This is a genomic window from Vibrio sagamiensis NBRC 104589 (assembly GCF_007990935.1).
In the GTDB taxonomy this organism is placed as follows: Bacteria; Pseudomonadota; Gammaproteobacteria; order Enterobacterales; family Vibrionaceae; genus Vibrio; species Vibrio sagamiensis.
The window spans coordinates 1-12585 of the sequence record NZ_BJXJ01000059.1 but is presented as its reverse complement, the minus strand read 5'-3'; the positions used below and the strand labels follow the sequence as shown (position 1 = coordinate 12585).

Sequence of the window (12585 nt, the reverse complement as noted above, 5' to 3'; positions counted from 1 at the left end):
AGGCCATAAGCAGCACCAAACCACAATCTTACTTTTGGCCAGCAAGCCGATAAAGCAATATAGACAAATGCAAAAATAAAGCTGAACAACCAGTGATAAAGAACCACCGCTCCTGGAACGGTCACTGTTTGGTAGACATAATCTAAAGAATTGGCATCAATTCCAAACCATTGCCCCCACTCGTTTATATTTACTGCAGGTGGAGAAGCTTCGCCTGGTATACGTGGAGGCATGGGAGATTCAGCTCCAGATTTGACCATTGAGCTTATCGCGCCACCTAACAATGTACCTAGAAGCACTATTTTTGTATTAACTTTATCCAACATAAGCAACCTTGAGAAATAAATATGAATAGCCAGAATTTATATTTATGCATAAATAATAAAATATCCTTTTCGGAATCTAAGTTTTGAAGGGGTTGTTACAAAAAAAAGTGAAGATGTGTCGTTTATGTAATAGATATAGCTAGAGGTGTGACAGAGCAATCCTTCAGATACAATTATTCTGTGAGCGCATAAAAGCCAGCAACATCTACTTGATGAGCTTGATATTAAGTTTTATAGGGAAAACGCACGCCCCCTGAATTGTGTAGAGTATTTTCTCTAAGAGGCTTGGGGGCAAAAATTACCCAGTTCAATTTGAACTGGGTAAAATGTACCACTATAGGTAGTCGTCTCTTGAAAATCATTTACTATCAGCTTTGACCTTGTCAGATACGTAAGCGATTATGTCTTCGTAGATATCTGGAGATAACCTGCTTAACTCAATTTTAAGCTGGCGCTGATCACTACTTCGTGAGACTTTGGCATAAGTGTTTTTATTACTAAATTCTGCTAGAGCCTGTGTAGTCCAAGTTGCTTTCTCTACCTTACCTTGTGCTTTACTTTCCATATTGGCCAGCACGCGTTTTTGAGCATCTTCGACACTACTACCCTGCCCTACTTCTACCTTATCTAAGCTTTTAATGAAGCTTTCTAGTTTGAGGCCCCTCTTCACCAATTGTTTTTCTACTTTTGCTAACTTAGCGTAGTAATTGTTAGGAATGCCTTCGCAGTCCGGAAAAACATCGATAAGAATCTGATTGATTCCTGCAGCTGCAAAACGTTTGCGGCAGGTCTCTCTGCCGAGGTTCAAGAATTCAGCAAGCTCATCGAGTTTTTTGAAACCATTTTGCTCCATCAGCAAAGCATAATCAGAGCCAAGCTCGCGATAGGATAACTTTTTGACTGATTGTGTGGTTTTGATATAAGCAATGAGATCGCTGTTATCTACGTTAGCTTCAATCACCCAAAGAGGGAGATCTTTTTGAGCTTGAAGACAACAAAACCGACGACGTGAACTATCAAGTAACTGATATTTGCCCTGCTTATCTTTGATTGCAACGCCTTCAGTATGCACTCCTTCACTTTCGATGGTTGGTAAGATATCCCGAACGGCTTCTAAGCTAAGTGAAGCTTGTCGACGTGGATTTAATACATGGATGGCCGTTTTAGTTGCAATCTCACTTGCTTTAACAAGGACTCTTGTCGCAGCCACTTGTTTTCCACTTGCAAAAGTGAATGTCTTCTTCACTGCATCACTATCGTTACGCTTGTTGAGTTGATTGCCTTGTTGAAAACTCGTGCGCTTATCTTGTGGTCTTAACATGGGCTTATCTCTTCGTTGCAAGTTGTTTGATTTCAGTGATGAACTGATGATATACGGCATTAACAGAAGTCATGGCTAAATCGAATTGCTTTCCGCTGCAGACTTGCTCTGATTTTTTAATATCTAAAACGGTGCGGTTACTTTCTGCAGCAGCTACGAACGCTTCAGAATGACGGATGGCCGTAGAAAGTAAGTGCCCTTGAGCTGCTCGTAAAAGCTTGTCGAACACTTTTACTTCATGTGCACTTTTGTCATCAAAGTTGACTGGTAATAGTTTGGCCCATTTCAAGTTCTCCCCTTTTGAGGGTAATTCCCTAAAAGTATTTGGCATGGTTGCCATGTAGTTGCTGGTAGAAGCAAAATCAAATTCTCGTGGTGTGACAGGGATAAGCACTGCATCTGCCGCTTCATTTACAGCCCAAAGAATTGGTGAGTTTTGAGGAGGAGTATCAATAAAAATTAGATCGTACTCTTCTTTAAGAATGGGCAGTATTTTTTCTCTTAATACACTCACCATCTTAAGCTGCCCTTCTTCAGTTTGTGCCCAATACTGGTCAACAAATCGCTCGTCAGATGGGAAAGCTGGGATAACATCTAAATTAGGTAGGTGTGTTTTAAAAGGTATGGCCTTAACCAAATCAGCGTATTCATAATCATTTAAATATTGGCTGAAATCCCCTTCTGGCTCAAAGCTAGCGAGAGCGATATCAACCGCTGTCATGTAGACAGAGTCATCTCCAGCCTGATGGATTAGATTTTGCCCAGTAGAGCCTTGAGGATCTAAATCAATGACTAAGCATCGAGCATTCAAATTTAGATCTAATGCCGCTGCTGTTGCTAGGGTTACAGTCGTGGTCGATTTTCCGGTACCACCTTTGTGGTTTTCAATCACAATGGTTGTGGGCTCAAATCGTTCTGAATAACTTGGGTATCCCATATGCGTCATCATATTTAGCACATCAAATCTATTATAAAGATGTGTTCGGCCCTGGATAATAGGTTGGCCTATTACTCCTTGCTCAATTGCTTCATCGATTCGAGTGTTAAACGTAACACGTGATAAGCCAAAAAGTTCTTGTAGCTCTTTCTTTTTCAGAGAGTGGTTGTAGATAAGACGATCGACACTCCCATCAATATCTTTATCCGTTACGTTGATTTGCATCCGTTCTTTAATAACGGCTTTTAAATCAGCTTGCTCTTTTTGCATCCGTACACATACGGATTCCAGTGAATCGATGATTGAGCCCATGTTTATCGCCCTTTGTATTTAAAATTAACTGACGTAAATATAATACACAAAAAAGCAACTTTAAACCTTTTAATAAAAAAATGTCGCAAAAAAGGTTTAAACCCTCTATTGGATGACTCTGCTTGGGGGGAATGTACTGAAGAGATGTTCCTGAAAGATAGCTGTTAAGAAGTAAAGCCTTTCCTAAACCACTTGTTCCCCACCCCACAAAAACAATGTAAGATGCTGATTTAAAAGGAATAAAAATAAAAACCAAGAAAAAACAACCCCCATTGTCCCCAAAGCCGCCCCAATTTCATTCACTTTTTTGATGGTAATGTCTTAGGACAATAAAGTTTGCACAATAGCCTTTAAGCTCATTAAAACATAGTGTTAGAGACGCGATATACTGCAAGCTGTATGCAGAAACAAAGAATGCAGCAAACCGATCAAGCCTATTAGTGTACAAACTATAATGTACCAACTGTCGTAACCATCTGATTTTTTCTTCCCGTTATGTACAAAATTTATTATGCAAGAACAGGTAAAAATTACAATTTAACCAACTTACAAGCAACATAAAGGAAAAATGATATAAATATTTTTTGATAAGTTTTGCTTGTCGATGTTCCATATCATTCTGTAAACGCCCTTTTAGAATTTGATTAGAAGCTTCTCTTATGGTTTTTATGGTAGAGAAAGAAATATATGGCTTCCACACGGTTATTGATTGTTCGGTAAAAGTTGTTTTCATGCTTCAGTGTAATTACAAAAAATATTCTTGAAAATACGCACATTGTTTGATACTTTTTTTATTGCGCCCTAGCCGCACAATCTTGGTAAAGCGACCATTCATAATCGAATGGTCCGACAGACCAAGATTATGATTGATAGCTTTACACTGTTATCAACTCATCAAATCAAAGGTGATCATCATGATTGCTTCATTCATTATCCCAACTGAAGAACGCTTGAACTTTTTACCCTCAATGGCTGAGAAATACCTTCACTTTGAGAATCTGTTGTATCACTTCGCTGATCAGTTTATCGAAGGCTACAATGGCGGATATTGGGAGTTTGTCGGACTGAGTAATGGTGGCCAATTTGTTTTTCCAAAGATGAAAACGCCCATCACGCTCGATAACCCCAATAACTTTGCTAAAGTTACACTTTCAGACGAAAGTGCCGGTATTTGTATTATGCTCGCAACTCTGAGCAACTTTGCCTGCCATGAATACTATTATGGTGAGGAAAAAGAAGTGGAACGTTTGAGCACATACCATGCCTTGTTAATGGAATACGCTCAGCAACATTCAGAGTGGGATAAAATCGAAGTGTTTATTGATTAACCCCACCAATTCTTTGTGTCATAGACACACATGCCGAAGTGACCATCATAATTTGATGGTCCTCTGGGCCAGTTATGATGAGTGACTTTTTGGTTATCTACCTACTAACCTAAAGGTGATCATAATGATTTTCCACACGAACTCTTTTAAACGACAAAATGGTCCTTCACTCGATATCAATGATGAGAAATCACTGGAAGAGCAAGCCGCCTACGCTGAGCTTATTCATAGCCTTGAGACAGAGTATCTCTGCACTTCTTGTGAAGACCCCTTTTAAGTCGCACTAACCCCTAAGTTCACAAAATAGACCGACAGTCATCTCGCTGTCGGTTTCTTTTATGAACATTCGCTTTGCCAGTTTAACTGGCAAGCGCCAGTTAAATGAGCAACCCACCGGTTAATTTAACAAATGGAATGACGCTCATGACAACGTCCACTCATACCCAGGATTTTTATCAACTCATCACAGACAAAATTGTTCAATCTCTTGAGGCAGGCATCAAGCCTTGGCAGTGTCCCTGGGACACGACATGTGCAAGCGGCCTTCCTGTGAATGCATCGACTCACAGTGCTTATTCTGGCATGAACATCATGCTGCTTTGGATAAGTGCGGCCGAGCAAGGGTTTTCATCTCAGTATTGGTTGACCTTCAAGCAGGCCAAAGAAATGGGGGGAAACGTTCGCAAAGGAGAGAAGGGGACGCGTATCTTTTTCTACAAAATGGTGCAAAAGAAAGGCGCATTAAACGAGGAAGAGTGCTATCCCATGTTGAAAACTTATGTGGTCTTCAACGTTGACCAAATTGATGGTCTAGATGGCAAGGTGACAGGTCCAACACCCATTCCCACACAAGACAGCGTGGCGTGCATTGATGAAGTGGAAGCTTTTATTGAGGCAACGCAAGCCAATATCACTTATGGCGGGGCGAAGGCGTTTTTCCGCCCGAGCACCGATAATATTGTGATACCGGAAAAAACACGCTTTACCTCAACCCCAGATAGGTACGCAACGATTATGCATGAACTGACCCATTGGACAGGCCATAAATCAAGGTTGGACCGAGATTTAAAAAACAAGTTCGGCTCCAAAGACTATGCGTTTGAGGAACTCATCGCGGAGCTGGGCAGTGCTTTTTTAATGGCAGAATTAGGCATTGTCGGGGACGTACAACACGAATCTTATATTGCCAGTTGGCTTCAAGCGTTAAAAAATGACAAGCGTTATATTTTTAAAGCAGCGGCTTCAGCCAGTAAGGCACATCAGTACCTGACTGACTTAGTCCAACATAATGAAAGCAAACAAAGTGCAGCATGAAATGGCCCGATAACGTGTGTGACGTTATCGGGTTTCTTATTTCTAGGGGCTCTCATCACCTTCTAGTTCTTGTTTCGCTTGAGCTATCTTCAACTCAAGATTTCGATTGAAATTTACGTTTAACAAATGCATTTTGAATATGTTGATGGCTTCTTTCACGCTACGGCTACGGTACATGCCATCATTCTCTGGATCATCCAGATAACAAAAAGCGCGTGCGCCAGGGTTGTTCGTCATGATCAGTTTAAACAACGTTATAGTGCATCCAGACACGGGCCTGCACTCCAACATTCGTTCATCGATGCATTCAGCAATAAGACTCAGCTTGCCACCGTCTTCCATATCCCTATCTAAAGCATCTGCGGATGCTTGAATTGAAGCTTCCCACTGCTCTTCACATGTAGGGCAAACTTCTTGAGAGCATTGATGAAATCCGCAATGAGTGCAATCAAGTGAAGACACCTGATTTATGGTCCCCCCTAAACATTCATCGAAAACGTATTTAGATGCTTGATGACCGCAGTCAGGGCAGTCTGTCTCATAGCGGTCACCGTCTGCATCGAGTACGTTATCTCGAACAAAGATGGCCGCTTCCACTAACTCACCATTGCCATTATCAAAACGTTGTTGATGCCTCATCCTAACTCTCCTCGGTCTCTATCTGGACGGCCGTTTTGGTCAAAGAAACGCACGTTACATTTGGGGAAGCCGCTGCACCCCCACCAAAACACCCCTTCTTTTTTTCCTGGGCGCCTGACCAGTCCTTTTCCACATTGCTTACAAAATTCATCGGTACTCACCGAGAAAGACTGACGAGGTTTGGGATTGAGGTTCGGCTTTCCGCCGTCATCAGGAAACGTGGTTTTACACTCTGGGTATCGATTACAACTCCAAAAAGCCCCATTTTTCCCTTTACGCTTTAGGAGACTGCCTTGCTGACAAGTCGGGCAGGTGATGCCTTGTCTTTTAGTAAAAGGCACCCCTCGTACTTTCACATAGTTGACTTGGTTTTCTAGATAGAGATTGACGTTATCCAGGAACGCTTGCACGGACTGCTCTTTTTGGGCGATACGCTGCAAGTCTTGCTCCCAGATGGCTGAGATATCGGGACGGACGATTTCATCAGGAAGTAGGGCGCAGAACTCTTGCCCTGCTTCGGTGGTTTTATACACCGGATTCTTGTAGCCTTTTTCTTTTTCCAACCGGACTAAGTGAGTCAGCTGGCCAATCTTTTCGATATGACCACTTCGGGTCGCCTCTGTACCAATTGACCCATTTTCTCCAGCAGTGTCTTTATCTTTTGCTTCGAGTGTCTTACGCAATTCAGGATCTTGAATGAATTTCGCCGCTTTGGTCATCGCAGAAAGTAAGCTGGCATCATCAAAATAACGCGGTGGCTTGGTTTCTTTTTTCTCCATCTCAACGCTTTGGCAAATCCCTTGTTCCCCTGTTGTAAAAGCGGTTAAATCCAAATCATTGGCATTGCTTTCGTCTTGATGCTCCCCTTTGAATAACGCCTCCCATCCTTGACTCGATAGTGTCGTCTGTGTAGCTCGATAACAGCGGCCCGTACAATCCACATCCAGAGTAACTTTCTCTCGAATCGATTCTGGATAAAAGAGGGCGATAAAACGTTTGGCGACAAGTTCATAGATATGGCGTTCTTCTTCTTTGAGCGTAACCCCTTCACCACTTTTCTCGGTGGGAATGATGGCATGGTGTGCCTCAATCTTATCGGCATTAAACGCTCGATGTTTGGACGTACTGTTGGCTTGATGGATATCGCCCGATAAATGTGACAGTGTCCCTTTTATGGCCTCCAAAATCAGAGGGGCATTATCCAGGTGTGCATCAGAAAGGTATTGGTTGTCACTGCGAGGGTAGGTTAAGAGTTTATGTTTTTCATATAAGGCTTGGCACACATCCAATACCTTTTGTGGTTTATATCCCCATTTCTTAGCCGCTTCAATTTGCAGCTTAGAGAGATTAAAAGGCATCATGGGTTTACGCACATCCTTGTTGCTCTCGATGACCTTAATCTGCGCGCTCGCTTTTGTATCTGCTTCTTTGGTTGCAGCGGCGTCCAAAGAGCAAAAGATGCGGCGCTTTTCATCAAGTTCAAAATCCTCCCCTGGGATTAATTTCGCTTTGATGAATCGACCGGCAAATTCAAACTGACCGAACAGCTCATAATAGTAGCTTTTTTGGTGATTTTGATTGGCCAACGTGCGTTGGTTGATCATGCCAAGCATCGCCGTAATGACGCGGCCGATGTTTAAGACCTTATCAAACCCTTTCTCTCTTGCTTTGAGCGTGTAGGCCCGCGTCAGGTTATAGCCAAAAGTTTGATCGGCCAACGAACGGGCGAGGGCTTTTTGAGTTAACGGTTGGAAGTCTTCATTCGGGAGTAAATTGGCCAGCGCTTTTTTCACTGGCTTATCGTTCAAATCCGCAATCAATACTCGCTGCACGGGTTTGGTGTTTTCTGCAAACGTCAGCACTTCATCAACCAATAAGCAGCCTTCAGGATCAGGGTCGCCCGCATGCACAATACTCGTGGCTTTATCTATGCAGTCGAGGACGATTTGCAATTGCTTTTGCGCACCTTGGCGAGGTTTCATTTTCGGCGGGTAGGCGGGGGTTAACGGCAAATGGTCGAGAGACCATTTCTTATGTTCAATGTTGTAATCTTCGGGATCGTACAAGGCCAACAAATGCCCTAAACACCAGGTGACGATGTCCTGGCCCCGTTGGTAATACCCGTTCTTTTTATCTTTGACCACATCCCCGCCCAGCCCTTTAAAAATGGCGGCTGCTAGAGAAGGTTTTTCAGCAATAAATACGCGCATAATGGTGTCCTTTAGTTGTGCAGAAACGCACCCAATGAGGGCATTGGGCGTCGAAAGCGTGAGAGAATAAAATGGGTTATGAAGTGACTTGTTTGAGTTCGTCGAGGGTTTTAATGCGAACTAACTTGTCCCGATAGAGTTCGAAAGGGTGTTTGGATTCATCAAAAGGAATGAACTTCACTTGATCAAAGCGGCGGCTTAATAGCTTTTTAATGTCGTCGTTTTCGACCACATAAAACACCGCTTTCCAATAGCCTTTTTTTTGAGCCAGGATGTGACTTTTAAAAATAGACCGATATCGATGAGCGGTCTTCAACGAACGCTCGGTTTCAATCGCAATGACATGATTGCCAGGTGCGGTGATGATCGCATCGGGTCGATGCTCCACATTAAACCTGCGGCGAAAGGCATACTGATCGCCATTGTGCCAATCGGTCCAACCGTTACGTTGTAAGTAGATTTGGACCTTCTGGTTCATGAGTTTGTGCTGCAGTGTGGTGAACTTCACTTTGCTGGGTTCGAAGGGACGAAAGTCTTCAAATTCGCTTAAGATTTCACGTGTAAGGCCCAGGTCTGTGATCCCCCAAATGGTAAAATGCATATTTTCAAATTCGAAAATATGTTCACGGACATAACCAAAAGCCACTAATTTTCGCATCAATCGGTAAAGCGGATTCTTGTCTTTGTATCTCAGCAGCAACATGAGATTAGCGAAATTTGTGTAAGATTCCTGTTTTAAAAATTGAATCACAGTGGCTATTTTCTTTTGACTCTGTCGCTGTCTTTCTAAAGGTGAGCGGATCAATTGGGACATGTTTTTTGCTCCTGCTCTTTGCGTACACGATGAAAAGAAAGACAACTTCGATTGAGATCGTGGAGTAGGGTATTTAATCCGTTGATGGCTTGTTTACGACACACTTGCTGCTCGGTATCGGTCAACTCACCATTCATCTTGGCCAGGTGTAGTGTATGAAAATAATGATCGTAGGCTTGGAAAGTTTTGATGAGCATCACCGTCACCGGTGCATAACGATGGGTATCTATCTTGACCTCAACCATCGGGATGTCTGCCGCTGGGTTGAGCGACACATCGCCAATTTGAAACAGGAGATGTTGTCGTTCTTTATTAATGGCATCACGACACGAACGCAGCTTAAGCAATAATTTATCGGCCGTCACTGCCGCCAACTTTTTACTGACGGTGGTTTCGGTTCGTGAAGCAAACGCGGCGACAGAAAATAAACTGTTGTAAATAAAAAGCCCATCGATGGGCTTTTTCGTTGGGCGCTTTTCATTGCTGTAGCTGTGTCTGTCCCAGACAGACAACAGTCGTTTACTGCGTAGCATCATCATTCAATCCTTCAATTTGGTTGGCCAACGTTTCGATGAGTTCATCGGAGATGTCGGGCTCGGGGTTTGTGGTCAGTAACGCATCTAAATTAAGGTCGCGTTCGAGGTCATCTGCAGTGTCTTCACCTGGCGAAGAAAGGACACTGTCATCAAAATCAGAACATTCATGTTGCTGCGCTGGGACCTCTTCATCGAAATCTAAAGGCTCAGATATTGGTTCACATGACATCACTTCATCAAAGGTGCGCAGTGGTTGCTTTTGCACTTTTATGGGTGAGATTAAGGACGGTTTTGGGAAGTCATTGGTGGTAAAAATGTAGCTGACAAAGTTAGGCAGATTGAGCAACATGTTGGTGTCCACAAATTGTCTTTCGGCCAAACGAATGTTACGTTTGTTGTCGACCACTTCGGTCAACGCGCCTTTCGATTCGACATAACGCGTCTCATCATCGACTAGTATTGTGCCGGTCATATCGCTGACCCATTTTGCCGTTTCGGGATCTTGAAGACGGTACACCAATTTAAATTTGGTGTTCTCAACCACAGCCCCAACCACTGCGTCACCATTCAAATCGGCAGGGCAGTCTTTTAAGTCATTAATGGACTGATGCGCCAGCAATAAATGCACGCCTTTATCACGGGCAGCGCCCAAACCTTCCATCGCGGGTTTTGAAATGTGGTACTTCAGTTCGTCCAAAAATATCGCAATCGGTCGCGGTTTGGTGTTGATGCGATCGCGCATTTCAGCGAGTTGGAACAATCGAATCAGCAACATCTTTTGGGTGATCAAAATCTTTGAATTGCGCATCGATCCGATGATGTAACAGCAGCCTCCTTCATCAAACACATCTTGCAACTTCATGCCACCGATGGCGTTCACCGAACGCACTAATGAGATCTCTTCAAGCTTGCCGTAAAACGCTTTGATGGTCTCGGCAAGCCCTTGAACATAAGCTGAGTGAAACAGATTTTCAAAAGAGCGAAGTTCATCAGATGAGGCTTTTTCAGGCGACACTCGTGCGGCTTTACGATCATCAATGCGATAGAAATCCGCGATGTCGCCTTTCTCAGCTAAACTGAATCCCGCCACCATTAATTCTTCGACTTGATCCGGACTCGCACCTGCCAATAAGTCGAGTTGTGGGACTTGCTTGTTAAGGTCAATGAGGTAGAACGGCTTGCCCGCTTTTTCACACGCAAACTTCATTAAGTGCGGCGCCCATTCATCATTTTTAGGGTCCATTACAAACACCCCCTCATTGGCCAAAATGAGTTGGTAAAGGATGAGGCCCGTGGCCACTCCTTTACCTGCACCGGTGGTGCCAATGATGTCAGCGTGCTGCTTTTGCATTTCTTCTAAGGGGATGTATTGCGGCTCATGCTCGCGACTTAACCCTACAAACACCCCTTTGCTCAAATCAATGTAACGCTCAGGATCGTAATCCAATGTTTGAGGTAAGAAGGATTTTACTGTGCGCACATCGGTGCGTTCGTCTCGGGCCATGTGAGTCTTTTTGGTGAGTTTTTGTTTGACCTCATTGACGCGTGGTGCCGCCATCCGACGCAGGCCAATATGGAGACCCATGCCAAGTAAAAAGAAAGGCAATCCCATGTAAGCGGACATGGGATAATGCAGTGTTGTTGGGCTGGTTAAATGGAAACTTTGCACGAACGCCATGAGGGGAGGGACGGTGAAAATGGCGAGCGTACCAAAGACAAAAAGTAACAGTCCAACGACCACCCAAAGGCGTCTCAAGACCGTGTCTTGTTCGCCTTTTTGTGGCTTGTCAAAATAGATAATAGGGATGATAAGCCCTGCAACAAAACTCATTAACCAGGCACTGTAGTAGGTCAGCTGATAGAGCATAACCGCGAATTCCATGGCAGCCCCAAACAAAATTAACTCGATCTTCTCAAGCATAATTATTTCCTTTATCGATACATTTTCTCGGCTACTGTGCTCGGCTACTCTCGTCGGCTACAGGCAGTAGCCGAGGGGAGTAGCCGAGAAAACCAGAGGTCTCTAGCGCTGAACGCGCTAAATACCTCTTTTCGCCCAGGGGGCGAACATCAAAAAAGCGGTGCTTTTTCAATGAATTATGTTCATCATGCTCGGGGCTGGACGCCCCTGCGCTGAAGAACATAATTAAGGGCCGAAAACCGTCACGCTACGCGCGACCAAGCACCTCTGGAAGTGTCAAATGTCGCCTTTTTGCGTTTCGTTCCTCACCTGCTCAAAAGTCTCCTTTTCCGCTAACCAGACGAGCTTGGTCTCGCCTACGAGACGGTTTTCGGGGGCAGAGCCCCCAAAACAAACCGACCTCCTGGGAGAGGTCTCGCCTGATCGCTTGGGCGGGCGTTTGTTTCGGCTCCCCCGTCTGAATCAATCCCGCTGGGGCGGGACTCATTCAGATGCTTCGGATGCCTATCCTTCGCACTTAAAAATCATTATCAATCAAGCCCCGCGGAGGGGGCGCTTGCGCGATTGAATGATTATTAAGCTGGCTTTGTGGACGCGCTTTCAAGCAGAGCTTGAGTCTTATCTCACAGTAAAAAAAGACACACCCCGCAGCGCTCGATGCCAATAAAATGGGTGGCATGGAATGCCAGACTTCCCCGTTTTATTGGCGCGGTTTGCGCTTTGGGTGGTCTTTTTTAAGCGCCCTCTTCATGCTTCGAACCCGTTTTTGTGTTTAACAATCCTTGTGGATTGAAACAAAAAAATCGGGTTGGCATGAAACGGTTGCAAAGGCATGCCCGAAAAAGAACGGGCATAGGTCATCGTGCTATTTAGCAATCCTTAAGGATTGAAATGGCACGATGAAGGGTCGAGGCAGTACGTTTAACA

Annotated in this window: 11 protein-coding genes; 3 read left to right on the top strand and 8 right to left on the bottom strand. The window is 44.1% G+C overall.

Annotated features, from left to right (window positions below; translation table 11 throughout):
* From VSA01S_RS18305 to VSA01S_RS18295, 3 genes are all read right to left on the bottom strand, one after another.
* Positions 1 to 326: DUF1440 domain-containing protein (locus tag VSA01S_RS18305; protein ID WP_244949886.1), on the bottom strand; the 326-nt coding region annotated here is incomplete at its 3' end.
* Between the two features lie 358 nt (positions 327 to 684).
* On the bottom strand, positions 685 to 1647 hold the full coding sequence (locus VSA01S_RS18300) for a ParB family protein (protein WP_039980721.1): 963 nt from the start codon (positions 1645 to 1647) through the stop codon (positions 685 to 687).
* Positions 1648 to 1651: 4 nt separating this feature from the next.
* A complete protein-coding gene (locus tag VSA01S_RS18295; RefSeq protein WP_039980722.1) occupies positions 1652 to 2896 on the bottom strand; it encodes a ParA family protein in 1245 nt (414 codons plus the stop codon).
* Between the two features lie 914 nt (positions 2897 to 3810).
* Between VSA01S_RS18295 and VSA01S_RS18290 the strand changes: the two genes are divergently transcribed.
* The 3 genes from VSA01S_RS18290 (at position 3811) to VSA01S_RS18280 (ending at position 5538) form a co-directional block, all read left to right on the top strand.
* Positions 3811 to 4224, top strand: a complete 414-nt coding sequence (locus tag VSA01S_RS18290; protein WP_039980723.1) for an antirestriction protein — start codon at positions 3811 to 3813, stop codon at positions 4222 to 4224.
* Between the two features lie 124 nt (positions 4225 to 4348).
* Complete coding sequence (locus tag VSA01S_RS18285; RefSeq protein ID WP_145993879.1) at positions 4349 to 4501, top strand: phage shock protein B; 153 nt, start codon at positions 4349 to 4351, stop codon at positions 4499 to 4501.
* Positions 4502 to 4647: 146 nt separating this feature from the next.
* On the top strand, positions 4648 to 5538 hold the full coding sequence (locus tag VSA01S_RS18280) for an ArdC family protein (RefSeq protein ID WP_039980725.1): 891 nt from the start codon (positions 4648 to 4650) through the stop codon (positions 5536 to 5538).
* A gap of 42 nt (positions 5539 to 5580) precedes the next feature.
* Here the strand turns inward: VSA01S_RS18280 and VSA01S_RS18275 are convergent, their stop codons facing one another.
* From VSA01S_RS18275 to VSA01S_RS18255, 5 genes are all read right to left on the bottom strand, one after another.
* Entirely contained in the window at positions 5581 to 6177 is a 597-nt protein-coding gene (locus tag VSA01S_RS18275; protein WP_039980726.1) for a hypothetical protein, read from the bottom strand.
* Positions 6174 to 8387 carry a DNA topoisomerase 3 gene (locus tag VSA01S_RS18270; protein ID WP_039980728.1) on the bottom strand — a complete coding sequence of 738 codons (2214 nt, stop codon included), beginning with the start codon at positions 8385 to 8387 and terminating at the stop codon, positions 6174 to 6176. Before VSA01S_RS18270 ends, VSA01S_RS18275 begins: the two co-directional genes overlap by 4 nt.
* A gap of 76 nt (positions 8388 to 8463) precedes the next feature.
* Entirely contained in the window at positions 8464 to 9201 is a 738-nt protein-coding gene (gene mobC / locus VSA01S_RS18265; protein ID WP_039980730.1) for a MobC family replication-relaxation protein, read from the bottom strand.
* Positions 9189 to 9740, bottom strand: coding sequence for a DUF1845 domain-containing protein (locus VSA01S_RS18260; protein ID WP_244949885.1), 552 nt, complete (start codon positions 9738 to 9740; stop codon positions 9189 to 9191). Before VSA01S_RS18260 ends, mobC begins: the two co-directional genes overlap by 13 nt.
* Positions 9721 to 11658: a type IV secretory system conjugative DNA transfer family protein gene (locus VSA01S_RS18255; RefSeq protein WP_039980733.1), complete on the bottom strand. Its 1938-nt coding sequence runs from the start codon at positions 11656 to 11658 to the stop codon at positions 9721 to 9723. Before VSA01S_RS18255 ends, VSA01S_RS18260 begins: the two co-directional genes overlap by 20 nt.
* Positions 11659 to 12585: the final 927 nt, after the last annotated feature.

Excerpts from the sequence above, each read along its gene's own strand:
- VSA01S_RS18290 (WP_039980723.1), top strand. The coding sequence starts at position 3,811 with ATGATTGCTTCATTCATTATCCCAACTGAAGAACGCTTGAACTTTTTA.
- VSA01S_RS18260 (WP_244949885.1), bottom strand. The coding sequence starts at position 9,740 with ATGATGATGCTACGCAGTAAACGACTGTTGTCTGTCTGGGACAGACAC.
- VSA01S_RS18275 (WP_039980726.1), bottom strand. The coding sequence starts at position 6,177 with ATGAGGCATCAACAACGTTTTGATAATGGCAATGGTGAGTTAGTGGAA.
- VSA01S_RS18280 (WP_039980725.1), top strand. The coding sequence starts at position 4,648 with ATGACAACGTCCACTCATACCCAGGATTTTTATCAACTCATCACAGAC.
- VSA01S_RS18270 (WP_039980728.1), bottom strand. The coding sequence starts at position 8,387 with ATGCGCGTATTTATTGCTGAAAAACCTTCTCTAGCAGCCGCCATTTTT.
- VSA01S_RS18285 (WP_145993879.1), top strand. The coding sequence starts at position 4,349 with ATGATTTTCCACACGAACTCTTTTAAACGACAAAATGGTCCTTCACTC.
- VSA01S_RS18255 (WP_039980733.1), bottom strand. The coding sequence starts at position 11,658 with ATGCTTGAGAAGATCGAGTTAATTTTGTTTGGGGCTGCCATGGAATTC.
- VSA01S_RS18295 (WP_039980722.1), bottom strand. The coding sequence starts at position 2,896 with ATGGGCTCAATCATCGATTCACTGGAATCCGTATGTGTACGGATGCAA.
- mobC (WP_039980730.1), bottom strand. The coding sequence starts at position 9,201 with ATGTCCCAATTGATCCGCTCACCTTTAGAAAGACAGCGACAGAGTCAA.
- VSA01S_RS18300 (WP_039980721.1), bottom strand. The coding sequence starts at position 1,647 with ATGTTAAGACCACAAGATAAGCGCACGAGTTTTCAACAAGGCAATCAA.